This is a genomic window from Streptomyces nanshensis (assembly GCF_001751255.1).
Taxonomy (GTDB): domain Bacteria; phylum Actinomycetota; class Actinomycetes; order Streptomycetales; family Streptomycetaceae; genus Streptomyces; species Streptomyces nanshensis_A.
Genome location: NZ_LJGW01000447.1, coordinates 1 through 22931, shown reverse-complemented (window position 1 = coordinate 22931; position 22931 = coordinate 1). Strand labels below are relative to the sequence as shown.

General features: G+C 71.0%; 20 protein-coding genes and 2 tRNA genes. 5 read left to right on the top strand and 17 right to left on the bottom strand.

Annotated features, from left to right (window positions below):
• From AN218_RS28140 to AN218_RS28085, 13 genes are all read right to left on the bottom strand, one after another.
• A partial coding sequence (locus tag AN218_RS28140) for an ABC transporter ATP-binding protein (protein ID WP_070019925.1) occupies nucleotides 1-2137 on the bottom strand: 2137 nt, incomplete at its 3' end.
• Nucleotides 2138-2144: 7 nt separating this feature from the next.
• Nucleotides 2145-2903, bottom strand: a complete 759-nt coding sequence (locus tag AN218_RS28135; RefSeq protein WP_244900769.1) for a class I SAM-dependent methyltransferase — start codon at nucleotides 2901-2903, stop codon at nucleotides 2145-2147.
• Nucleotides 2904-3219: 316 nt separating this feature from the next.
• Nucleotides 3220-3954 (bottom strand): hypothetical protein, encoded by a 735-nt coding sequence (locus AN218_RS28130; RefSeq protein WP_070019923.1) that lies wholly within the window; start codon nucleotides 3952-3954, stop codon nucleotides 3220-3222.
• Nucleotides 3951-5768: an alpha/beta fold hydrolase gene (locus tag AN218_RS28125; RefSeq protein WP_244900767.1), complete on the bottom strand. Its 1818-nt coding sequence runs from the start codon at nucleotides 5766-5768 to the stop codon at nucleotides 3951-3953. The genes AN218_RS28130 and AN218_RS28125 overlap by 4 nt, the downstream gene beginning before the upstream one ends.
• A 396-nt stretch (nucleotides 5769-6164) precedes the next feature.
• Nucleotides 6165-6344, bottom strand: coding sequence for a hypothetical protein (locus AN218_RS28120; RefSeq protein ID WP_070019922.1), 180 nt, complete (start codon nucleotides 6342-6344; stop codon nucleotides 6165-6167).
• Between the two features lie 107 nt (nucleotides 6345-6451).
• Complete coding sequence (locus AN218_RS37125; protein WP_171908821.1) at nucleotides 6452-6625, bottom strand: hypothetical protein; 174 nt, start codon at nucleotides 6623-6625, stop codon at nucleotides 6452-6454.
• 652 nt (nucleotides 6626-7277) lie between these two features.
• Nucleotides 7278-7880: a response regulator transcription factor gene (locus AN218_RS28115; protein WP_476755977.1), complete on the bottom strand. Its 603-nt coding sequence runs from the start codon at nucleotides 7878-7880 to the stop codon at nucleotides 7278-7280.
• 50 nt (nucleotides 7881-7930) lie between these two features.
• The gene (locus AN218_RS28110) at nucleotides 7931-9364 is read right to left on the bottom strand and encodes a sensor histidine kinase (protein WP_070019921.1); all 1434 of its coding nucleotides are present in this window, start codon (nucleotides 9362-9364) and stop codon (nucleotides 7931-7933) included.
• A 22-nt stretch (nucleotides 9365-9386) separates the two neighbouring features.
• Nucleotides 9387-10199 (bottom strand): ABC transporter permease, encoded by an 813-nt coding sequence (locus tag AN218_RS28105; RefSeq protein ID WP_079132681.1) that lies wholly within the window; start codon nucleotides 10197-10199, stop codon nucleotides 9387-9389.
• Entirely contained in the window at nucleotides 10196-11188 is a 993-nt protein-coding gene (locus AN218_RS28100; RefSeq protein WP_079132680.1) for an ABC transporter ATP-binding protein, read from the bottom strand. Before AN218_RS28100 ends, AN218_RS28105 begins: the two co-directional genes overlap by 4 nt.
• Nucleotides 11189-11387: 199 nt before the next feature.
• Nucleotides 11388-11463, bottom strand: a tRNA-Gly gene (locus tag AN218_RS28095).
• Between the two features lie 80 nt (nucleotides 11464-11543).
• Nucleotides 11544-11615, bottom strand: a tRNA-Gly gene (locus AN218_RS28090).
• Nucleotides 11616-11766: 151 nt separating this feature from the next.
• Entirely contained in the window at nucleotides 11767-12084 is a 318-nt protein-coding gene (locus AN218_RS28085; protein ID WP_171908820.1) for a histone-like nucleoid-structuring protein Lsr2, read from the bottom strand.
• Between the two features lie 401 nt (nucleotides 12085-12485).
• Here AN218_RS28085 and purS point away from each other — a divergent pair, with 401 nt between their 5' ends.
• From purS to purL, 3 genes are read left to right on the top strand one after another with little or no spacing between them, the layout of a single operon-like run.
• Nucleotides 12486-12743, top strand: a complete 258-nt coding sequence (gene purS, locus AN218_RS28080; protein WP_070019919.1) for a phosphoribosylformylglycinamidine synthase subunit PurS — start codon at nucleotides 12486-12488, stop codon at nucleotides 12741-12743.
• A complete protein-coding gene (purQ, locus tag AN218_RS28075) occupies nucleotides 12740-13429 on the top strand; it encodes a phosphoribosylformylglycinamidine synthase subunit PurQ (RefSeq protein ID WP_070019918.1) in 690 nt (229 codons plus the stop codon). The genes purS and purQ overlap by 4 nt, the downstream gene beginning before the upstream one ends.
• Nucleotides 13426-15714, top strand: a complete 2289-nt coding sequence (purL, locus tag AN218_RS28070; protein ID WP_070019917.1) for a phosphoribosylformylglycinamidine synthase subunit PurL — start codon at nucleotides 13426-13428, stop codon at nucleotides 15712-15714. Before purQ ends, purL begins: the two co-directional genes overlap by 4 nt.
• 111 nt (nucleotides 15715-15825) lie before the next feature.
• Here the strand turns inward: purL and arfA are convergent, their stop codons facing one another.
• The 4 genes from arfA to AN218_RS28050 all read right to left on the bottom strand — a co-directional run bounded on the left by arfA (nucleotide 15826) and on the right by AN218_RS28050 (nucleotide 20742).
• Nucleotides 15826-17355 (bottom strand): arabinosylfuranosidase ArfA, encoded by a 1530-nt coding sequence (arfA, locus tag AN218_RS28065; RefSeq protein ID WP_070019916.1) that lies wholly within the window; start codon nucleotides 17353-17355, stop codon nucleotides 15826-15828.
• A gap of 121 nt (nucleotides 17356-17476) precedes the next feature.
• Nucleotides 17477-18373, bottom strand: a complete 897-nt coding sequence (locus AN218_RS28060; protein WP_070019915.1) for a carbohydrate ABC transporter permease — start codon at nucleotides 18371-18373, stop codon at nucleotides 17477-17479.
• 3 nt (nucleotides 18374-18376) lie between these two features.
• Complete coding sequence (locus AN218_RS28055) at nucleotides 18377-19222, bottom strand: carbohydrate ABC transporter permease (RefSeq protein ID WP_079132679.1); 846 nt, start codon at nucleotides 19220-19222, stop codon at nucleotides 18377-18379.
• 185 nt (nucleotides 19223-19407) lie between these two features.
• The gene (locus AN218_RS28050; RefSeq protein ID WP_079132678.1) at nucleotides 19408-20742 is read right to left on the bottom strand and encodes an ABC transporter substrate-binding protein; all 1335 of its coding nucleotides are present in this window, start codon (nucleotides 20740-20742) and stop codon (nucleotides 19408-19410) included.
• Nucleotides 20743-20949: 207 nt separating this feature from the next.
• Here AN218_RS28050 and AN218_RS28045 point away from each other — a divergent pair, with 207 nt between their 5' ends.
• Nucleotides 20950-21957, top strand: coding sequence for a LacI family DNA-binding transcriptional regulator (locus AN218_RS28045; protein WP_070019914.1), 1008 nt, complete (start codon nucleotides 20950-20952; stop codon nucleotides 21955-21957).
• 119 nt (nucleotides 21958-22076) lie between these two features.
• Complete coding sequence (locus AN218_RS28040; protein WP_070019926.1) at nucleotides 22077-22901, top strand: maleylpyruvate isomerase family mycothiol-dependent enzyme; 825 nt, start codon at nucleotides 22077-22079, stop codon at nucleotides 22899-22901.
• Nucleotides 22902-22931 lie beyond the last annotated feature (30 nt).

Sequence of the window (22931 nt, the reverse complement as noted above, 5' to 3'; positions counted from 1 at the left end):
CCTCCGGCGCCGCAGCGGCGGCACCCGCCGTCTCCGCGGTCGGTGCGACGTCCGCCGCGAGCGCCTCAGCGCTGGCCGCCGTACCCGCCGTACCCGCCGTACCCGCCGTGCCCGTCGTACCGTCCGTCGGCCACGAGGCCACGGACGAGACCCCGGGAGCCGCGGCCGCGGCGGCGGCGGACGGTGCCGCGGCCGAAGTGGCCGCCTGGAGCTGGGAGTTGGCGAGCCGGTAGTAGAGCGGGTCGTGCTGCATCAGCTCGTCGTGCTTGCCGATGGCCTGCACCCGGCCCTCGTTCATCACCACGATGCTGTCGGAGTCGACGACGGTGGAGATGCGGTGCGCGATGGCGATCACGGCGCAGCGGGCCGAGACCTTGCGCAGCGTCTCGCGGAACTCCCGCTCGGAGTCGGAGTCCAGATGGGAGGTCGCCTCGTCCAGCAGCAGCACGGCCGGCTTCTGGAGCAACGCCCGTGCGATGCACAGCCGTTGACGCTGTCCGCCGGAGAGTCCGCTGCCCTGGTCGCCCAGTTCGGTGTCCAGTCCCTCGGGCAGCTCCGCGACGACCTTGGTGAGACCCGCCAGGTCGATGACCTCGCGGATGTCCTGCTCGCCCGCGTCCGGCTTCGCGTACACGACGTTCTCGCGCACGGTGCCGCGCATGGCCGCGGTGTCCTGCTGTACGTAGCCGACGAGGCCCCGCAGCGTGGCGAGCGGCATCGTCTCGATGTCCTTGCCGCCGATCAGGATGCTGCCGGAGTCCAACGCGTGGAAGCGCTCGATGAGTTGGAAGAGCGTGGTCTTGCCGGCGCCGGACGGGCCGACGACGGCGGTCATGCCACGGGAGGGCACGGTGAAGGTGATGTCCGACAGGGTCGCCGAGGGCTCGTCCGCGCCTGCGGCGCCCGCGCCGCCCCCGCCGTCCGGGCCCCCTCGACCGCCCGAGCCCCCCGCCGTCTCCGCGCCTCCGTACGTGAAGCACACCGAGCGGAACTCCACCGCGTCCTGGTCGACGGAGAGCGACGACTTCGAGGGCGCCTTGGGCCGGTTCCGCATCCGGTCGAGCACACCGCCCTCCTGCGGGAGCGTGGTGAGTTCGTCGACCCGGCGGATCGCCGCACGCCCCTGCTGGAACTGGCCGATGGCCAGGAAGAAGAGCACCAGCGGAGAGACCATGTAGAAGAGGTACATCACGAAGGCGGTGAGGTCCGCCATCGACATCGTCCCGCGGGTCACCCGCGTCATGCCGACGCCGACGACGACCGCGAGGGCCGCCTGCGTACCGACGTTCATCGCCGGCATGAACAGCGCGTTGAGGCCGTTGACCCGTACCCCGGAGTTCCGTGCCCGCCAGGCCAGCAGGCTGATGCGCTGCGTCTCGCGTACCTCCGCGCGCGAGGCCTTGACCGTGGGCAGGGCCGACAGCGCGCGCTGCACGTCCGACCCGTAGGCGCTGGTGTCCTCGCGGTTGACGACCGCGGCCCGGCGCACCCCGCGCGCCAGCCAGAGCGAGACGCCGCTGGCGATGCCCAGGCAGGCCAGCGTGATGAGCATCATCCACACGTCGATCAGGAACATCACGACGACGCCGCCCGCCACCGTGAAGCCGTTGATGACGAGCTGCGCCAGGCTCTGTGAGAGCGCGATCTTCGCGAGCGAGGTGTCGGCAACCGTCCGTGTGAGCACGTCGCCCTGCTGCTGCTTGCCGTACGCGGCGAGGTCCACGTGCAGCAGCCGCTTGGTCAGCAGCATCCGCACGTCGTAGACGACGTTCTCGCCCGCGCGTCCGATGAGGTACGACTGCAGCGCGGAGAAGCCCCCGTCGACGCAGAACAGTCCGACGAGGACGAGCACCGCGACGGTGAGCGGCTTGTGCGCGCCCGCCTGCTTGATCAGCTCGCCGATCGCGTACGGCTGCGCGAGCTGCGCCGTCACACCGACCAGGCCGATCACGATGCCCGCGGCGAGCAGCCCCCGGTGGCGCCGCGCCAGATACCACACGGCCGCTGGAGGCCCGGAGCCGCGCCGCCTGCGCGCGTGCGCCGGGCCGAGGTGCTGCTCCAGCGTCTCCAGCGGGACCTCCGCCTCCTCGCTCTGCGAGCCGGCGGTCGTGTCCTTCGCCTCCAGGGTGCTGCTCATGCCCGTGTCACCTCGTCGTGTAGGTGCTGACGAACATGGGGGAGTCCTCCGCGTAGGGAGTGTCCTTCCAGTCCGCCCAGCGGTCGACCGGCTTCAGTCCGGCGGCTGCCGCGTACTCGTCCACCTCCTCCGGCGTGGTGAGCCGGGCCAGTTCGGAGCCGACGGAGGACTTGCCGTCCTCGAACCAGATGTGCGACGCGTGCCACAGGCTCCGGTCCTCGAAGACCGTGGAGTACGTCAGCAGCCCGGTGTTGGGCTCCGGGTAGGGGATGAAGTACGAGGTGCGCTGCTGTCCCTCGTGCAGGACGCGCAGCCCGCCCGGGTTGGAGGTCTCGACGACGAGGAGGCCGCCCGGCGCCAGCCGGTCCGCGGCGGCCTGCATCGTGGCCCGCTGGTCGTCGGCGTCGAGGATCATGGAGAACGTGGCGCAGATGCAGTAGACGAGCTGGTACTGGGCGTCGTCGGTGTACTTGCGGATGTCTCCGTGTACGGCCTCGACGTCCGCGTCGGCCTCCTTCGCCTTCGCGCTGAGCTGTTCGAGCATCTCGGGCGAGGAGTCGACTCCCGTGACGGGAAAGGCCCGTTGGGCCAGGGGTATCGCCACCCGCCCGGTGCCCACGCCCAGTTCGAGGGCGCGTTCACCGGGGCTGGGATGCAGGGAGGCGAGCTTGCGCACGGTCGGCTCGGTGTAGGCGCCGCTCGGAAAAATCCTGTCGTAGAAGTCTCCGAACTGCCGCCCGTAGCCTATGTCGTCCACAGAGCTCATCAGGCCCCCTCTCGGTCTCATTGGGTGCGGCCTTCCCGCCGGCGGCTGCCGTGCAGCGCTCAGCCGGCGGGGGCCGGCGCGGTCACTTCTTCTTGCTGTTCTTCGAGACGTTGAGCGCGATGGCCGCGACGATGATGATCGCGATGACGGAGATCATGACCGAACCGCCTGACATGTGATCAACCCCTTTCGGGATCAGTTGGTGGTTCACCCGCTCCCGCGGCCGCGGGAGCGGACGTCTGTGCGTGCTGTGCTGTTCGTGCTGTTCGTGCTGTGCCGTGCGTTCTGTGCTTCCCGTCCTCTCCGCGTCCGCGGATCAGGCGGGCTGTGCGGGAACCTCCCCGCGGGAGTCGTCCCTTATGTGCGATTCGTAGGACGGCCCCGATACGGAGTCGCCGCGCCCCGCGGTCTCGTCGGGACCGGTCATCGGGGTGTACGGGGAGACGAAGACGACCTCCGGGTCCGACTCCTCGTAACCGGTGGCCCGTACGAGCGTGAACTGGAATCCCTTCACGCCCTCGGAGCCGTCGGCGGCCGTGCCGCCCTCCCGCTCGCCGTCCTCGCGGATGCGGTGGCGCAGGAACGCGCAGAGCATCCGGTACGAGGGCAGCTTCATCATCCCGCTGAAGCCCTTGTCGAGCTGGGTGATGAGTTCGGTGACGATGTCGAAGATCGCCTTCTCGGGGCGGCGTCCCGGGAACCAGAAGATCTGCGGGAGCCTGCGGCCGACGATGACCTCGACCATCCGCCAGGAGGACGTCTCACCGTCGTGGTTCAGCGTCCGGTACAGGATGTGGTAGTCGTGCTGCGCCGGAGTGGGCGCGAAGAAGCGCCAGTTGGGGAACATCGCCGAGAAGATGTCGATCTTCTGCGCCTTGTTGAACAGCGGGTTCGGGTGCTGCGCGGAGAGCGTGCCGAGCAGCAGCGCGGCCCCCGCGGCGCGGGTCAGTCCGCCCGGCCCGGTGAAGGCCTGCGAGAGACCCGAGCGTGCACCGCGCGCCGTCCGCAGAAGGGTCCCGGTCAGCGAGCCCGAAGTCGGTGTGCTGGTCATCGTGCCTCCTTGGACTGGTTCCCCTTGGACCCTCCGGCGCCGCCCGCGCCGCCGCTGCCGCCCTCCTGCGCCTCGACCTCGTCGAGGAAGGAGAGGATGCGGCGGCCCACGTCGCCGCCGAGGCGGGCGTCGGTGAGCATCGTGTCGTGGTCGGCGCCCTCGATCACCGAGTTGCGTACGACGCGTCCCTCGCCCCGGTGCGCGGCGCCCAGTTCGTTGTGCATCAGGAGCTGTTCGGGGTCGCGGTCGACCGTGCGCTGCGCCGAGAGCACCAGCGCGTGCGCGTCGACCGGCGGAAGGTCGCCGCCCCACTTCTTGAAGTCGGCCTCCGTGGCGTCCCATTCACGCAGCCCGGCCCGCCACAGCTTGCTGTCCGCGTACTGCGCGAAGGCGCGGTTGCGCACCTCCGCCGGCAGGTCGTGCACCCACTTCGGACGGACGAGGGTGGCGCCCAGCCCGGCCCGGAGGCTGCGGGTGAACATGTTCAGACCGTCCTTGAGCCGGTCCGCCGCCTCCTGCTGCTGCTTGGAGCGGGTCAGCTCGTCCGGGTGGGAGCTGTCGAGGTAGATCACGCCCCGTACGCGGTCGCCGAGTTCGACGGCCGCGCGCCGTCCGATCTCGCCGCCGAGGGAGTGGCCGACGAGGTAGACGTCCCGGTCTTCGGCGACCGCGCCGCGCACCAGGTCGACCAGGTCGTCCACGGACTCCTGCAGCGTGTACGGGACGGTGCTGCGCCGCTTGCTCGGCCCGTAGCCGGCGCGGCTGTAGCTGATGATCCCGCAGTCGCTCTCCTCGACGAGCTTGTCGGTCACCCAGCCGAAGTGCTCCGTCGTGGAGATCATGCCGGTGCCGAAGACCAGGACGGGCTTCTTCCGGTCCTCCGACACCCGCTCGTTGTAGTGGAGTTCGTTGCCGTGCCGGGTGGTGAGGACCCGTCCGTGCGGCCACGGGTCGGTGGCACGCGCGCGGCGGGTGGCCGCCATGGCGCCTGCAATGGTCACACCGATGGCGGCGACGGACGCGGTGGCCTTCAGCATCCGGTCGTCCCGGCCTGCGACCGCGGGGTGGTTCTTGGGGGCGCTGGTGTAGGCGACCATCGGGTGCATCGCCTCGAAGGCGGTGATGAAGCGGCCGAGTCCCATGAAGTAGCCGTTGGCCACGTGGAATGCCGCGGCGCTCGCCATCACCGGACGGGCCAGCGCACCGCCCTTCAGATACGCCACCGGGAAAAGGCACTCCAGCGCGAGCACGCCGTGTGCGAGGTAACGGGAGGGCACCGGATAGCGGTTGGTGAGATTCCACATGCCCTCGTGCCCGTATGTACGGGTGCGCATGATGCCGTTGAGCGCGGAACCGGTACGCCACGGCTCACCGAGCAGTTTCACCCAGCCGGAGATCAGATACGAGAGATTGGCCTGGAGCGCGACGTACCACAACAGGGCGTCCTGGACGGCCGGTTGACGGGAGAGCCGGGCCAGTCCCGCGGCCGTCTGCACGAAGGACGAGACCTGGTCGGAGCCGTCCGTTCCGTAGCGGTGCCGGGGGTAGAGGGCCGCGTTGCTCAGCCCGAGGAAGACGTTGGCGGCGCCGCGCCAGCGGGCGTTTCCGGGCGCCAGCAGTGCAGCGCCCGCGGCGATGCGCGCGATGTGCAGCGCCTTCGTCGTCGTGGGATTGCCGACCGCGTCGAGAATGCGCCGGGTGGGCCGCGTCGAAGAGGCGTGCATTCCGCGCGCGATGGTCCAGTCGTTGAGACCGCCGCGGCGTATCTGCCGCTGGTGGGTGATGTATTCGAGACTCGAAGTGAGCGATGTCACCGCGGTCAGTCGCTCGGAAATAGCAAGCGCCCGGCCACGGGATATCGGTACCGGCCCGAGAAAGGTCGAGGTCAGCTTTTTGGCAAGCGATTTCACGTCGGTCTCCTCGGTGCCGATGTCCCGGAGTAGGGGGTGGCTGTCTGAAAACGGGGTGAAGGCAAGAGGCGTGGTGCTGAGTCAGGCCCGACCTGCGGCGCTGAGCGAGGTGCGAAGAAGATGGAAAGAGTGGGGAATTATGGGGCCGTTGGTCTGGGCCGACTTGAAAGAAACCTTCATCGGTGATGGTGTTACCCGGTCGGCCGGTGTCAGGACCGGCCGACCGGGCGGAGCCCCTGTTCACCCGGCCGCGCAGAAGGGGGTACCGCGTGGCCGTGTGACTAGCGGGTCAGGCCGGGTTCAGCCCTGGCCCTGCTCGAAGGCGGCGACCGTCGCCGAAGCGATGGCGACGCCACCGAGGAAGGCGCCGGGGGTGGCGAGAACCGGCGTGTAGTCGGTGAAGACGACACCCTCGGCGTCGGTGACCTCGACGGAGGACAGCTCCGCCGACTCGTTGATGTGCGAGGTCACATCGATCATGTGCGCACTCCTGTTCTGTTCTGGAGCCCCCGGAAGTCGTCTGCCTCCGGAAGAGCAAGTGGTGGACGGCCGGGCCGAGTCGGCCGGCCGCAGACGCTGCCGGTGGGTCAGCCGACGGCCTTGCCGGCGGCGTACGCACCGGTCACGACGGCGGCGCCGCCGACGAACGCACCCGCGAGCGCCGGGGTGGCGAGGACCGGAGCGGCCTTGTCGGCGATCTCGCCGGCGTGCTCCTCGTGCAGCTCATCCTGAATCTGCAGATTCAGCTTCTCTTCCAGCATGGGATTCCTCCGAGCTTGTGAGACATGACTGGCTGTTCCTCGCGAAAGTGGTCGAAGCCAGGAAGCCCGGGATGGTCACCGGGCGCGGAGCCCCCGTCGATTGAGCTTTCGGTCGTCACCGTAAACTTCAGCGAAGCGGGTCCAGCGCACGTTTACCTCCCCGTGAATGCCCAGGTGCCCTTCCGCAGGGATGAAGATGCCAGCACGGGGTGCGCGGTAGAAGAGGAATCCGTGACAGTTTGTTGCAACGCGATACGGCAGCTTTATGCCACGGCTGATGAAGGCATGGACCTTTTACCGAGTGGGCGGCTCCTGATTACGGTTTGCCGCCGGGCAATCTCAAGTAAACCTCAATTCTTGAGATTTGGCACGGGGGCAAGGAAGAGATAGGGAAGGTTATCCCGTCTCTTCGAGGCTTGCCCCGCCTTGAGCTTCCGCCGCTGAATAATCCGAATTCGTCCGAGTACGGGGCCTGTTGACCGCTGCGTGCCGTCCGGTGCCCGTCGCGGCCCCGCGGTGCGTCCGTCTCGTGCCCGCTTCACAGGCGCCCGGACGCGCCCTTCTTGTCCGCCGTGTCCGTCTCGTGCCGCTCGCCTCACCACAGTTGGCCTCGCCGCCCGCCTCGTCACCGTCCGCCTCGCCACGGCCCGCCTCAGAGCCAGCCCCGCTCGCGTGCCATGCGCGCCGCCGCGTGCCGGTTCTCCGCACCGAGCTTCGCGGTCGCCGCCGAGAGGTAGTTGCGTACGGTGCCGGGCGTGAGCGAGACGCGCTCCGCGATCTCCGCGACCGGGGCGCCGTTGGCCGCGAGCCCGAGCAGTTCCGCCTCGCGGGCGGTCAGCGGCGAGTCGCCCGTACTGATGGCGTCGGCCGCCAACTCCGGGTCCACGTAACGGTTTCCGTCGTGCACGCCCCGGATGATCTCCGCGAGCTGCTGCGCGGACGCGGTCTTCGGCACGAAGCCCCGTACGCCCGCCGCGAGCGCGCGCTTGAGATGGCCGGGCCGTGCGTGGCTGGTGACGATCATGGTGCGGCACCCGGGCACCTCGTCGCGGAGCTGCGTGGCGACCTGCACACCGTCGGCGCCGGGCATCTGCAGGTCCAGCACGGCCACATCGGGATCCTGGGCGCGGGCCATCGCCACGGCCTCCGGACCGGACGCCGCCTCGGCGACGATCGTCAGGTCCTCCTCGAGCGCGAGCAGCGCCGCCAGCGCTCCGCGGATCAGATGCTCGTCGTCGGCGAGCAGCACGCGGATCGTTCCGTCCCGCGGCTCTCCCCGCTCCACCGCACCCTCGTGCTCGTCGCTCACTCCGCCGTGTCCTTCCCGTACGTACCGGGCTCCCGGGCGCCGGAGCGTCCCGTGCCGTCCTCCAAGTCCCGGCCGCCCGGGGTGTCTTCGCCGTCCGCGCGCTGCGCGACGTCGGGGCCGTTCACGCCGTCTCCGCTCTTCGCGCCGTCCGCGCCGCGCTGCCGTCCGGCCCGGCGCGCGTCCTCGGCGCCCAGCGGGACCTCCGCCGTCAGCCGGAACGTACCGCGCTCCTCGTCCCGTTCCACCCGCAGCGTGCCGCCGACCCCGTCGAGGCGCTCGCGCAGCCCCTCCAGACCGGAGCCCTTGCGGCCGCCGGCGCCGGACGCCGCGCGCACCCCGTCGTTCTCCATGACCAGCAGCGCGGTGCCTCCTGCGGAGTCCGCGCCGACCCATACTGTGCACCACGTCGCGTCCGCGTGCCGCAGCACGTTCGTCGCGCCCTCCCGTACGACCCAGCCCAGCGCGGCCTGCACCGGCACCGGCAGCCGTGAACCGCCGTTGTCCGCGCGGCAGTCGACGCCCGCGGCGCGCAGGATGCCGCGTGCGCCCTGGAGTTCGGTGGCCAGATCGACGTCGCGGTAACCCCGTACGACGGCCCGTACCTCCGACTGCGACTCCCGCGCGATGCGCTGCACCTCCGTCATCTGCTCGACGGACGCGTCCTCGGCCCCGCCGCGCCGCGCGAGCTGCGCCGCCAGCTCGCTCTTGAGCGCGATCGCTGAGAGGTTCCGTCCCATCACGTCGTGCAGATCGCGGCTGAAGCGCAGCCGTTCCTCGGTGACGGCCAGCCGCGCCTGTACGCCGCGGGCCTCCTCCAACTCCCGGATGACGGCGATGTACCAGGCCGAGGAGCGGGCCGTGAAGACGGAGAGCACCGTGCCCAGGCAGGCGATGACCAGCGCCGCCAGCACGCCCGACCAGGGCATCCCCGTGGCGGCCAGTCCCGCGAGCAGCACCGCCAGGAAGCCGCACAGCGCGACCGCGACCCTTCCGCGTCCCACCGTCACGCCGAAGACGACGGCGAACGGCGCCGTCGTCCCGTGCAGTGCCAGCCCCACCGCGAGCCCGCCGCCCTCGACGGCGTCCAGCGCGGCCAGCGTCAGCGTCAGCGCCGTCATGGCGCCCACCAGCGCGGCGGGGAGGGCGAGTTGGCGCGGCGCGACCGTACGCGTCCCCAGATAGGTGTCGAGGGCCTGGTGCAGTACGCCCGTGCACACCAGGCACTGCACCAGGCCCGTCCCGAAGACCGCCCAGGCCAGCGTGTCGGCCAGAGCACCCCGGTCCGTGTTCGGCACGAGCTGTACGACGAATCCGAGGACCGTCAGCCAGGCGTACGCGGCGAGCATCCACCGCGTCGACGCCTCGACCTTCTCGTGGCTGCTGCGCGCCTGCCAGCGGCGGTACTCCGGCGCCACCCACCAGCCGATCACGTGACCGCGCTCCTCATCCCGTCTATCGCCGCGGCTCCCAGGGGAACCAGCGCTTCACGGCGAGCGTGCCCAGCACGATCCACACCACCAGGACAACCAGGGCCTTCACGGTGTCGAAGCCGCTCAGCGTGCCCACCCAGCCGTTGCGTACGAGCTCCATCGTGGGCGATACCGGGAGCAGTGAACACACATTGGCCATCGCGTCGGGCATGACGTCCAGCGGGATCACCACGCCGGACCCCACGAAGGAGATGGCCATGAAGGGGAAGGTGGTGATCTGCGACGCCTCCGTGGTCCGCGTGAACGCGGCGGACACCCCGGCCAGCAGAACCATCAGCACCAGCCCCAGCAGCACGCCGGCGACGACGAGTTCGGGCCGCTTCGGCGGCGCGAGGTCGAGCACCGCGGCGCCGCCCGCGAGCAGCAGCACGCACTGCCCCAGCGCGAGGAACAGCGACGGCAGCGCGCTGCCCAGCAGGATCTCCCCGTCGCTGGACTCACCGGTGCGCAGCCGCTTGAGCACCAGCTCCTCGCGCCGTGTGACGTAGATGCCGGTCAGGTTCGCGTAGACCGCGAAGACCAGGACGTAGCCGATCGAGCCGGGGATGAGCACCGTGCCCATGGTCAGCCCGGTGCCCTCGAGGTTCATGCCGCTGGTGGTCTGCCGCATCAGCACCGTCAGCAGCACCGGGGTGGCGAGCGCGACGAAGAGCATCGCCTTGTTCCGCAGCAGCAGCGTGAGTTCGGCACGGCCGAGCGCGCGCAGCCGCCGCCCCATCGCCGAGATGTCCACCCTGCCGGGCGCCTTCACCGTGGTCGCGTCCGTGGCGCTCATGCGCGCTGCACCTCCCTCTCACCCGGCGCCGTCCCGCTCTGGGCCGGTGCACCGTCCTGACCGCCGCCGTCCTGGCCGCCCTCGCCCTCGTCGGGGAGCTGCGCGATCTCCAGGAAGACCTCTTCGAGGGTCGCGGTACGGGCGTGCAGGCCCGGCAGCGCGACGCCGTTCTGCCGCGCCCAGAGCAGCAGGTCCGTCAGCGCCTCCTGGAGCTGCGGCGTACGGATCTCCACCCGGCCCTCGCGGACCGTGGCCGGCGAAAGCATGGGCGGCAGATGCTGCGGCGTGAGCCCGTCCGGCAGCGTGAAGCGGATGCTGGACGGCCGCTCGGCGACGACCTGTTCGGGAGTGCCCGCGGTGACGATGCGCCCCGCGCGCATGATGGCCAGCCGGTCGGCCAGTTCCTCGGCCTCCTCCAGATAGTGCGTCGTCAGCAGCACGGTCGTCCCCGACCTGCGCAGCTCCCGCACCAACTCCCAGGTGTCCCGGCGCCCTTCCGGGTCCATGCCGGTGGTCGGCTCGTCCAGGAAGAGCACCTCCGGGTGCCCGACCAGGGCCATCGCCAGGTCCAGGCGCCGCCGTTCACCGCCGGAGAGCTGCTTCACCCGTACGTGTGCGCGCCGGTCCGAGAGCCCGACCTGTGCCAGGACTTCGCCGATGGGCCGGGCGTCGCTGGTGCAGCCCGCCCACATCCGTATGGTCTCGGTGACCGTCAACTCGGAGGGGAAGCCGCCCTCCTGGAGCATCACACCGGTACGGGGCCGTACCGCGGTCCGCTCCGCGTACGGGTCGAAACCGAGCACCTTGACCCGGCCGCCGCTGGGCTTGGCGAGGCCCTCCAGGAGCTCGACCGTGGAGGTCTTGCCCGCACCGTTCGTGCCCAGCAGCGCGAAGATCTCGCCCTCCCGTACGGAGAACGAGACTCCGCGCACGGCTTCGAAGCCTTTTCCGTAACGCCGTTTGAGTCCGTCGACCTCGATCGCATCCATGTCCTCAAGTCTTCCGTCAGTCCAGGTGGCTGCCTGGTGAGTGCTGTCACGAGTGCGTATGACGAACCTCATACGCAGGCAAGGAGGCTTGCACACGACGGCGTCACGCGGGACGGGTCGGGACACCGAGGTGACGGGAAAAACGAACGAGCCCCGATCCGAGGACCGGGGCTCACCGCATTCTTGAACTGTCGAACTCTGGAGCGGACGACGAGGCTCGAACTCGCGACCTCAACCTTGGCAAGGTTGCGCTCTACCAACTGAGCTACGTCCGCGTGCTTCCGCCCGGCTGTTACCGAACGGCGCGCCCTCACTGTACCTGATCGTTTCCGATGCCGGATCCGGTGAGGACGAGAGCGGGTGACAGGAATCGCACACTGCGCCTCCCCCTTGGAAAGGGGGCGCTCTACTACTGAGCTACACCCGCGTGCTCCGTGAGGTTTCCCTCGCGGCGACGACGCCGACTCTAGCGGATCAACCGGGGGCGCTGGCAAGTCGGGCCGCGCCGCCCGCGGTACGGGACGCGCGGCACGTACGGCGGGTGTGCCGTGCGTCCCGCGCGGTGCCCGGGCGCGCGGTCAGCGTGAGGCGTTGAAGGCGTCGTAGACCTTCTTGGGGATGCGCCCGCGCGCCGGCACCTCGAAGCCGTTGGACTCCGCCCAGGCGCGCACCGCGCGCGGGTCGGGCGCGACCGAGGTGCGGTGGTAGGCCTTGCCCGACTTGGCGCGCTTGCGGCCGGCTTCGACGAAGACCGCCAGGTCCTCGCGGAGCTTCTTCGCGTTCTCGATGTTGAGGTCGACCTCGTAGGACTTGCCGTCGAGTCCGAAGGAGACCGTCTCCGATGCCTCTCCTCCGTCGAGATCGTCGGAGAGGGTGACCACTACACGTTGTGCCACGGATATCGGACCTTCCATCAGGATCGCGAATTGGATCACACGATTCCGGGCCGACATGGTGTGACCGGCGGCGGGCGTGAGTGATCCACAGGATTGGGGTGGGGCTTTTTCTTTTGTACAGGTGCGGGCTTTGCAATGTGAAGCGAGAGTATTTCGACTCGCGTGTCAGACCGCAATCGGGACCATACTTTTTTCACGGACTTTTTCCCAGAGCTCCGGCGGATCCGAGGTCTGCCGGCGGGTGCGGAATGCGCATCGAGAGCGCATGGAGAGTGCGCGGAGATGGTCGGCGTCCGGAATATCCACGCGCGTAGATTTCCATGCCCGGTAGGCTGTTCGACGCGTCGCTTCGCTGGCAGCACGCACCATCGCTCAGCACATCACCATCACCGGGAGTACCTGTGGCTCGCGTCGTAGTCGACGTCATGCTGAAGCCGGAGATCCTCGATCCGCAGGGACAGGCGGTGCAGCGTGCACTGCCCCGTCTCGGTTTCGACGGCATCGAGGGCGTACGCCAGGGCAAGCGCTTCGAACTCGAGGTGGCGGAGCCCGTCACCGACGAGGCGCTGGCCCGTATTCACGAACTCGCGGGCACCTTCCTCGCGAACACCGTGATCGAGAACTACACCGTGCGCGTCGAAGAGGGAGCCGCTGCGTGACCGGCGGCGGTCTCGGACGCATCGGCGTCGTCACCTTTCCCGGTTCGCTCGACGAGGGGGACGCCCGCCGTGCCGTACGGCTCGCGGGCGGCGAACCGGTCGCGCTGTGGCACCGTGAGAAGGATCTGCGCGGAGTGGACGCGGTCGTCCTGCCGGGCGGCTTCTCCTACGGCGACTATCTGCGCTGCGGCGCGATCGCCCGCTTCTCTCCCGTCATGGAGCCGCTGCTCGAACAGGCCCGCGCCGGGCTGCCGTTGCTCGGGATCTGCAACGGCTTCCAGGTGCTGTGCGAGTCGCATCTGCTGCCGGGCGCGCTGACCCGCAACGACCATCTGCACTTCGTCTGCCGGGACCAGCGGCTGCGCGTGGAGCGCACGGACACCGCGTGGACGGCCGACTACGCCCGAGGGCAGGAGATCACCGTCCCGTTGAAGAACGGCGAGGGCGGCTACGTCGCCGACGAACGCACCCTGGACGCCCTGGAGGCCGAGGGCCGCGTCGTCTTCCGCTACGCCGGCGGCAACCCCAACGGCTCCCGCCGCGACATCGCGGGCATCTGCAACGAGGCCGGGAACGTGGTCGGCCTCATGCCGCACCCCGAGCACGCCGTCGAGACCCTCACCGGGCCGACGACCGACGGGCTGGGCTTCTTCACCTCGGTACTCAAGAGGCTGGTCACCGCATGACATCCACGCCGCGTACGGCCCTCGACACTGTGACGCACGCCGCCGGCACCCCCGACGCCGGCCAGCCCTGGGCCGAACTCGGCCTGAAGCAGGACGAGTACGAGCGCATCCGCGAGATCCTCGGACGGCGTCCCACGGGCGCCGAGCTGGCCATGTACTCGGTGATGTGGTCCGAGCACTGCTCGTACAAGAGCAGCAAGGCGCATCTGAAGCAGTTCGGCGAGAAGGCTCCGGAGAGCGACGCGCTGCTCGTCGGCATCGGCGAGAACGCCGGCGTCGTCGACATCGGCCAGGACTACGCCGTGACCTTCAAGGTCGAGTCGCACAACCACCCCAGCTACGTCGAGCCCTACCAGGGCGCGGCCACCGGCATCGGCGGCATCGTCCGCGACATCCTCGCGATGGGCGCGCGGCCGGTCGCCGTGATGGACCCGCTGCGCTTCGGCGCCGCCGACCACCCGGACACCAAGCGGGTGCTGCCCGGCGTCGTCGCGGGCGTCGGCGGGTACGGCAACTGCCTCGGTCTGCCCAACATCGGCGGCGAGGTCGTCTTCGACGCCTGCTACCAGGGCAATCCGCTGGTCAACGCGTTGTGTGTGGGCGTGATGAAGCACGAGGACATCCACCTCGCGCAGGCGTCCGGCACCGGCAACAAGGTCGTCCTCTACGGGGCGCGTACGGGCGGCGACGGCATCGGCGGCGTCTCGGTCCTCGCCTCCGAGACCTTCGAGGAGACCGACCCCGAGAAGGGCCCCGCCAAGCGGCCCGCGGTCCAGGTCGGCGACCCGTTCCAGGAGAAGCTGCTCATCGAGTGCACCCTGGAGATCTTCAACGAGCGGCTCGTCGCCGGCATCCAGGACCTGGGCGGTGCGGGACTGTCCTGCGCCACGTCCGAACTGGCCAGCGCCGGCAGCGGCGGCATGCGCGTCGAGCTGGACACCGTCCCGCTGCGCGACTCCTCGCTCTCCCCCGAGGAGATCCTGATGAGCGAGTCGCAGGAGCGGATGTGCGCCGTCGTCGAACCGGACAAGGTCGGCCGCTTCCTGGAGATCTGCGAGAAGTGGGACGTGACCGCTACCGTCATCGGCGAGGTGACGGAGGGCGACCGGCTGGAGATCTACTGGCACGGCGAGCAGATCGTCGACGTACCGCCGCGCACCGTCGCGCACGAGGGCCCCGTCTACCACCGTCCCTACGAGCGCCCCTCCTGGCAGGACGCGCTCCAGGCCGACGACGCGGCGGCCCTGCCGCGCCCCGCCACGGGCGAGGAGCTGCGGGCCGCGACGCTCGCGCTGCTGGCCTCGCCGAACCAGGCCGCGAAGTCCTGGATCACCGACCAGTACGACCGTTACGTCCTGGGCAACACGGTGCTGGCGCAGCCCGAGGACGGCGGCATGGTCCGCGTCGACGAGGAGAGCGGCCTCGGCGTCGCGATCGCCACCGACGGCAACGGCCGCTACGCCAAGCTCGACCCGTACACGGGCGCGCAGCTCGCGCTCGCCGAGTCGTACCGCAACGTCGCGGCCACCGGCGCCCGCCCGCTCGCCGTCACCGACTGCCTCAACTTCGGTTCGCCGGAGGACACGTCGGCCATGTGGCAGTTCGCCGAGGCGTGCCGCGGACTCGCCGACGCCTGCCGTGCCCTGGGCACTCCGGTCACGGGCGGCAACGTCTCGCTGTACAACCAGACCGGCGACGCGGCGATCCATCCGACGCCGGTCGTGGGCGTCCTCGGCGTCATCGACGACGTCGCGCGCCGTACGCCGATCGCCTTCGCGGAACAGGGCCAGCTTCTGTATCTGCTGGGCGAGACGCGGGAGGAACTGGGCGGCTCCGCCTGGTCGCAGGTCGCGCACGGGCATCTGGGCGGGCTGCCGCCGGCCGTCGATCTGGAGCGGGAGCGGCTGCTCGCGGAGATCCTCATCTCCGCCTCCCGTGACGGGATGATCGACGCGGCGCACGACCTGAGCGACGGCGGCCTGATCCAGGCCCTCGCCGAGTCGTGCCTCAAGGGCGGCAACGGCGCCCGTGTGGTCGTGCCGGACGGGCTGTCGCCGTTCGTCTTCCTCTTCTCCGAGTCGCAGGGCCGCGCGCTGGTGGCGGTGCCGCGCAGCGAGGAGGTCCGCTTCAACGACATGTGCGGGGCGCGGGGGCTGCCCGTGGCGCGCATCGGCGTCGTGGACGGTGAAGAGATCGAGGTCCAGGGGCAGTTCAGCGTTCCGCTGCGGGAGCTGCGGGAGGCGCACGAGGCGACGCTGCCGGGGCTGTTCGGCGCGCCGCGCTGAACGGGGGCGGCTCCCGGATCCGTTCGGGAGCCGCGCACCCGCCGCGGAACCGCCGCGCAACCGTTCCGCCCCGCACACCCCTCGCCCCGCTTCGCCGGGGGCGCCCCGCGGTCACTCCACCGGCGCCAGCCGGATCACGTTCCAGGACACCGGCGGCAGTGCCGCCTCCAGCGCGCCGTCCGCAGCGACGGCCGTCTCCCGTACCGACTGCGGTGTGACGCGGTCCGGCGCGGCCTCGGTGTTCGCCGCGTCCGGGTCGGGGTCCGCGATGCGCAGATGCTCGACGACGCGGTACGACGCGGCGAACCCCCGTAGCGCCGCCCGCAGTTGCAGCGCACGGTCCTGGTCGCGGTTGACGGCCAGGACGGTCAGCGCCCCGGTCTCCGGGTCGAGCGTGCTGACGGTGTCGAGCGCCGGTACGGGCCCGTGCTTGTCCGTGTCGATCACCGGGCCCCTCACCTCCGTACGCAGCACCGTGCCGCGTGCGTGCCGTGCCGTCAGCGCGAAGGGGTGGAAGGTGGTCTGCCGCCAGCTCGGGCCGCCGGGTTCGCTGCGGATCGGGCCGATGACGTTGACGAGTTGGGCGAGGCAGGCGATCGCGACCCGGTCGGCGTTGCGCAGCAGCGTCATCAGCAGGGAGCCGACGACGGCCGCGTCCGTGACGCTGTAGGTGTCCTCGATCAGCCGGGGACGCTCCTCCAGCGGCAGCGCGCGCTCGCCCGGGAAGCGCGACTGGTACCAGACGTTCCACTCGTCGAACGAGAGCCTGATCCGCTTCGTCGCCCGCCGTACGGCCCGTACATGGTCGGCGGTGGCGACGACGTCGCGGATGTAGGCGTCCATGTGGGCGCCGCTGGCGAGGAAGCTCGCGCGGTCGCCGCCGGTCTCCTCGTAGTAGGCGTGCAGGGAGAGGTAGTCGGCCTCGTCGTACGTCTCGTGCAGGACCTGCCGTTCCCACTCGCCGAACGTCGGCATCCCGGCGTTCGAACTGCCGCACGCCACAAGCTCGATGGACGGGTCGACCTGGTGCATCGCCTTGCCCGCCTCGGCGGCCAGCCGCCCGTACTCGACGGCCGTGGTGTGGCCGGTCTGCCAGGGCCCGTCCATCTCGTTGCCCAGACACCACAGCCGTACGCCGTGCGGCTCGCGCACCCCGTGCCGCACCCGGAGGTCCGACCAGGCCGTGCCGCCCGGGACGTTGCAGTACTCGACGAGGGAGCGGGCGGCGTCGATGCCGCGGGTGCCGAGGTTGACGGCCATCATCGGCTCGACGCCCTGGCGGCGCGCCCAGCCGAGGAACTCGTCGGTGCCGACCCGGTTGGTCTCGATGCTGCGCCAGGCGAGGTCGAGCCGCCGGGGACGCTCGTCCGCCGGACCGACGCCGTCCTCCCAGTGGTAGCCGGAGACGAAGTTGCCGCCCGGATACCGCACGAGGCCGGTGCCCAACTCGCGTACGAGCCCGGAGACATCGCCGCGGAAGCCGTGCGCGTCGGCGCTCAAGTGCTCCGGTTCGTAGATGCCCGTGTAGACGCAGCGGCCCATGTGCTCGACGAAGGTCCCGTACAGGCGGGGATCGACGGTGCCCAGGGCGAAGTCGGGGTCGATGGTGACGCGGGCGGTCCCGGCGTGCTGGTCCGTCATGCGGCGGCTGCCTCCTCGGCGGTCGGTGCCTGTGCGGCGGTGCGGTTCCTGTGCGCTCGGGCGGCGGTGCGTACGGAGGCGACGGGCGCTCGCGCCGTCCCGTACTGCCCACGCTCCGCCCTCACTTGAGCCCGGTGCCGACGATGCCCTCCACGATCCGGCGCTGGAAGAAGAGGAAGACGGTCAGCAGCGGCAGCGCCCCCAGCACCGCCGACGCCATGAGCTGTGCCTGCGGCAGCCCGAAGGCGTCCTGTACGGACGTCAGTCCCACCGGCAGCGTCATCATCTGCGGATCGGTGACGGCCAGCAGCGGCCACAGGAAGTTGTTCCAGGACCACACGAAGACGAAGATCGTCACCGCCGAGACGGCCGGCCGGGACAGCGGCATCACGATCTGCCCGTAGATCCGCAGCCAGCTCGCACCGTCGGCGCGTGCCGCGTCCGTGAGTTCCACCGGGATGCCGTCGAAGAACTGCTTGAAGACGAAGACGGCGACGACGTTGGGCACTTGGGGCAGGACCACCGCCCAGTACGTGTTGAGCATCCCCGCGACCTGCAACGTCAGGAAGTGCGGAACCATCAGGAGCTGCGGCGGGATCATCACGCCCGCGAGGATCAGCAGAAAGACCGGCCGCCGGTGCCGGAACCGCAGCCGCGAGAGCGCGAACGCCGCCAGCGAGGCCGTGCACACCGTCAGCAGGGTCGTCAGGGCGGAGGTGACGAAGCTGTTGACGTACCAGTACGGGATGCGCCCCGCGGCCAGCACCTCGCGGTAGTTGGCGAGCGTCGAGTGCGCGGAGAACCAGGCCGTCGGGTCCGTCGCCAGCTCGCCGGGCGGACGTACGGACGTGGCCACCGCCCACGCCAGCGGCGCCAGCCACAGCAGCGCGAGCGCGAGGAGGGTGCCGAGCGTGACCCTGTTGAAGAGCCGTTCCGAGTCGGTGCGGGGGCTGCGGCGCGGCGCGCTGTCCGCTGTGCTGCGGGCCGTGGCGGCCGGCGCCGGGGTGAGGGCGGCCATCGCTCAGGCCTCCTTCTCGGTGTGCCGGATCAGGGCGAACCAGACGAGAGAGATCAGCAGGATGATGACGAAGAGCAGCAGCGCGACGGTCGAGGCGTATCCGGCGCGGCCGTCGGTGAAGCCCGTCTGGTAGACGTACAGCAACGAGGGCCGGGTGGCGTCGTCGGGGCCGCCGCCGGTCATCATGTAGATCTGGTCGAACACCTTGAGCGACGCGACGAGTTGGAGCACCGCCACCAGCGTCGTCGCCCTCCCCAGCATGGGGACGACCACGAGCCGCAGCCGCTGCCAGGGCCCGGCGCCGTCGATCGCGGCGGCCTCGTGGACCTCGCGGGGGATCTCCTGGAGCGCGGCGAGGTAGATGACGAAGTTGAAGCCGACGGTCCACCAGACGGTCGCCGCGGCGATGGAGATCATCGCCCAGTCCGGGTCGCCGAGCCAGGACGGCGGCGCGTCGGCGCCGAGGGCCTTGGCCACGCCCTGCGCCAGCCCGATCTCGTCCGCGTAGATCCACATGAAGAGCAGCGAGATCACGGACGAGGGCAGCATGAACGGCGCGAAGAACGCCAGCCGGAAGAACCACTTGCCGCGCGAGAAGCGGTCGGTCATCAGCGCGAGCGCCAGGGCGACCAGGATCAGCGGGACGGTCGTGAGCACCGTGAACCACAGGGTGTGGCCGAGGCTGGACCAGAACTCGTCGGAGCCCAGCGCCTGCGCGTAGTTGGCCGTACCGACCCAGTCGCCCAGACCGCCCTTGACGAGGCTGCCGTTGAAGAACCCGGCGACCGCCGTGTAGACGAGCGGGCCCAGCAGGAAGACGACATAGAAGACGCCGAAGGGGAGCAGCATCCCGGAGGCGGTCCAGCGGCCGGTGTGCGCGGACCCGCCGCGCGCGGAGGGTGTACGCGTGCCCCTTCCGGCGCTCCCGGCGCCCGTTCGCGACCCTGCCCCCGCTCCGGCCCCGACTCCCGCTCCCGCTCCGGCCGGTGGGCCCGCCCCGGCCCCGGCCCCGGCACCTGGCACCGCCGTCGCGCTCATACCGGTGCCTCCGTCCTCGCCAGCTCCGTCACGGCGGCGCGCATCCGCGCGGCCCCCGGCCCCGGCCGGGTGTGGCCGCCGAGCACCGAGGCGACGACGTCGCCGAAGCGCCGGTAGAGGTTGCTGTCGGCGCCCGCGTACCAGGCCGCCGGGTCGTAGGCCGCGCCGTCGGCCGCGTCGGCGTAGTGCGCCTGCGGCTCCAGCCGCCGGTATGCGGCGGAGCGTGCCGTGGGCCGCCATGCGGGGATGTGCCCGCCCTTCGTCCAGTCGTAGCTCGCGTCGAGCATGGCCCGTACGAAGTCCAGTGCCCTGCCGGTCCGTTGGGCCTCCGCGGAGGGCGCCTTCGGCAGGACGAAGGCGTGCGAGTCGGCGGCGCACGCGTAGGGGGCGTCGTGGAAGATCCGCGGGAAGGTACGCATGTCGAACTTCCCCTTCAGCGCCCCCTGCACGGCCAGCAGTTGCCACTCCCCGTCCATCAGGAACCCGGCCTTCCCCGCGGTCAGCAGGGTGATGGCACCGCCGTTGCCGTCCGCGTTCGGCGGGACGAGCCGTTCCGCGGTCAGGCGCCGGATGTAGGCCAGCGCCTCCTCGGCGGCGCCCACGTCCATGACCACCGTCCGGCCGCCGTCGCGTACGAGGTCGGCGCCGAGCTGCCGGTAGAGCGTCCACCACAGCCGCCAGCACATCGCCGGGTCCTTCACGGTGGCGACCGAGCCGCCCCACACGCCGGTGGCCTCCTTCGCGGCGCGCAGCGCGTCGAGGAACTTCTCCGGCCCGTCGACGTCCGTCAACCGCCCCTCGCCGTCGAGGAGTCCGGCCTTCTCCGCCACGTCGGTGCGGTAGTAGAGGACGAAGGGGTGGGTGTCCAGCGGCAGCGCGTAGACCTCGCCCTCGTGCCGCGCCCGCCGGAGCGCGGCCGGCTCGAAGTGCCCGGCGTTCAGGCCGTGTTCGTCCATCTCGGAACGGGATACGGGACGCAGCAGTCCGGAGGCGGCGAGCGTGGGCAGCCGCGAGATGTGGGCGATCGCCACCTGCGGCGGGCGGTGTCCGAGCGTCGCCAGTGTCAGCTTCGTGTAGTAGGGGGCGCCCCACACCATCGTCGTGGACTTCAGATCGGTGGCCGGGTGCCGCCTGCGGTACGTGCTCTGCATCCGTACGAGCTGTTCGCCGTCGCCGCCGGTGAAGGGGTGCCAGAAGTTCAGCAGCGAGGACGGCCCGTCGGCCCCGGTGAGGGCCTGCCCGACGACCGAACCGCAGCCGCTGAGCGCGCCGGTGGCCGCGAGGGAGCCGACGGCGCCGAGGAATCTCCGCCTGCCCTGCACACGCACCACGTCCGTCCGCTCTCGGTCTGGGAACCACAGGGAAACCACAGGTACGGCACGGCCCGACACCGTCGTCCGGAGGCTCGGGCCCCTCGATTACAACGTTGTACTCAGGGCGTAATCTGGCGTCAACACATCGGACGGACCTTTCCGTCCGCGTACGGGGCGGGGCCGAGCACGGGCGGCAGACGGCGGCAGCCCGCCGAGGGGAGCGCAATGGCCGGGGCGAGACTCAAGGACGTCGCGGAGCACGCGGGCGTCTCCATCAAGACCGTCTCCAACGTCGTGCGCGGCAATGTACGCGTCGCCGAGCACACCCGGCAGCGCGTCCTGAACGCCGTCGAGGAGCTGGACTACCGGCCCAACGCCTCGGCACGCCACCTGCGTACGGGCCGCAGCGGCGTCATCGCCCTCGCCGTGCCGGAGCTCGTCCAGCCCTACTTCGCGGAGCTGGCCGCCGCCGTCATCGAGGCCGCCCGCGCCCACGACGTCTCCGTCCTCATCGAGGACACCGGCGGCGACCCCGCGGCCGAACTCCGCGTCGCCTGCGGCCTGTCGGACCCCCTCGTCGACGGGGTGCTCCTCTCGCCGCAGCGCCTCGACCAGGCCACGCTCGCGCGCCGGGACCGCCGGGTGCCGCTCGTGCTGCTCGGCGAGCGCGACTACGAGGTGCCCGCCGACCACGTACTGATCGACAACGTGCGCGCCGCGCACGACGCCACGGCCCACCTGCTCGCGCGCGGGCGCCGCCGCGTCGCCGCGATCGGCTTCCAGTCCGACCCGCACTTCACGACCTCGCAGCAGCGTGCCCGCGGATATCTGGAGGCGCTGGAGGAGGCCGGTACGGCGCACGATCCGCGGCTCACACCCCTCGTGCCCGCCTTCACACGGACCGACGGACAGGCCGCGATGCGCGCCCTGCTCGCGCTCCCCGAACCGCCGGACGCGGTCTTCTGCTTCTCCGACCTGCTCGCCTCCGGCGCCGTACGGGCGGTCTACGACGCGGGCCGCACCGTGCCCGGCGACGTCGCGGTGATCGGCTTCGACGACATCGAGGAGACGCACTTCAGCGTGCCCTCCCTCAGCACCGTCGCCCCCGACAAGCGGCAGCTCGCACGGCTCGCGGTGGACGCGCTGCTGGCGCGTACGGCCGGCGATCCGGAGGCACCGCACACCACGCTGCACGCCGCGCACCGCCTCGTCGTCCGCGAGAGCACGGCCTGAGCGGCGCTCGGAAGCGCCTCGGAAGCCCCTCGGGAGCGCACGCCGGGCGCCGACCGCCGTACCGCCCGAGCCGCCGTACCGGACGGGCCGCCGTACCGCCAGCCTCTAACCTCGTGGACATGCCGCCCGTGAAACGCACCAGAGCCTCGTCCCAGCGCAGCTACGACCCCGCCCGCGTACGGCAGGCCCTCATCGGCCAGGTCGAGGCCGTCGCCGCCGCCGCGCACGAGCTGACCGACGAGCAGTGCGCACGCCCCTCGGGGCTCCCGGGCTGGGACGTGCACCGGCTCCTCGTCCACATCGGGCTTCAGATCGACGCCGTGCCCCGCTTCCTCGCCGGCCCGGAGGCGCGGGCCACGTCCCCCGCGGTCGATCTGCCGACGTGGGCCCGGGGCACCGCACGCGGCGCCGCCGAACTGGACCGCGAGACCCGCGAGGAGGCCGGCCGCTTCCCCGGTCCCGGTGGCGGCGCCGCCCGCATCGACGAGGCCGTCGCCCAGCTCGAACCCGTACTGGAGTCGGCGGTACGCGGCGACCTGCTCATCCCGCACGGCCTCGGACCGATGCGGATGCTCGACTTCACCGTCACCCGGCTCGTCGAACTCGTCGTCCACAGCGACGACTTGGCCCGCGCCACCGGTGTGCCCGTCACCCTCGACCGGCAGGCGCTGGCGGCCACGGTACGGGTGCTCGCCGACACCCTCGCCGTCAAGGCGCCGGGCGCCTCGGTCGAGGTGCGGGTGCCGCCGTTCGCCGTCGTGCAGTGCGTGGAGGGGCCGCGGCACACCCGCGGCACCCCGCCCAACGTCGTCGAGACCGACCCGCTCACCTGGCTGCGGCTCGCCACCGGACGGGTCGGCTGGGAGCAGGCCCGTACGGCGGCGGCCGTCTCGGCGAGCGGCGAACGGGCCGACCTCAGCGGCCTGTTGCCGCTGCTGGGCTGAGCGCGACCGGTTCGCCCGCGCCGAACCAGC

What these genes read in the sequence shown, in the direction of transcription:
- AN218_RS28135 (WP_244900769.1), bottom strand. Translation starts at nt 2,903, where the DNA reads ATGAGCTCTGTGGACGACATAGGCTACGGGCGGCAGTTCGGAGACTTC.
- AN218_RS28130 (WP_070019923.1), bottom strand. Translation starts at nt 3,954, where the DNA reads ATGACCAGCACACCGACTTCGGGCTCGCTGACCGGGACCCTTCTGCGG.
- AN218_RS28120 (WP_070019922.1), bottom strand. Translation starts at nt 6,344, where the DNA reads ATGATCGATGTGACCTCGCACATCAACGAGTCGGCGGAGCTGTCCTCC.
- AN218_RS37125 (WP_171908821.1), bottom strand. Translation starts at nt 6,625, where the DNA reads ATGCTGGAAGAGAAGCTGAATCTGCAGATTCAGGATGAGCTGCACGAG.
- AN218_RS28105 (WP_079132681.1), bottom strand. Translation starts at nt 10,199, where the DNA reads ATGAGCGCCACGGACGCGACCACGGTGAAGGCGCCCGGCAGGGTGGAC.
- AN218_RS28100 (WP_079132680.1), bottom strand. Translation starts at nt 11,188, where the DNA reads ATGGATGCGATCGAGGTCGACGGACTCAAACGGCGTTACGGAAAAGGC.
- purL (WP_070019917.1), top strand. Translation starts at nt 13,426, where the DNA reads ATGACATCCACGCCGCGTACGGCCCTCGACACTGTGACGCACGCCGCC.
- arfA (WP_070019916.1), bottom strand. Translation starts at nt 17,355, where the DNA reads ATGACGGACCAGCACGCCGGGACCGCCCGCGTCACCATCGACCCCGAC.
- AN218_RS28060 (WP_070019915.1), bottom strand. Translation starts at nt 18,373, where the DNA reads ATGGCCGCCCTCACCCCGGCGCCGGCCGCCACGGCCCGCAGCACAGCG.
- AN218_RS28055 (WP_079132679.1), bottom strand. Translation starts at nt 19,222, where the DNA reads ATGCTGCTCCCCTTCGGCGTCTTCTATGTCGTCTTCCTGCTGGGCCCG.
- AN218_RS28045 (WP_070019914.1), top strand. Translation starts at nt 20,950, where the DNA reads ATGGCCGGGGCGAGACTCAAGGACGTCGCGGAGCACGCGGGCGTCTCC.
- AN218_RS28040 (WP_070019926.1), top strand. Translation starts at nt 22,077, where the DNA reads ATGCCGCCCGTGAAACGCACCAGAGCCTCGTCCCAGCGCAGCTACGAC.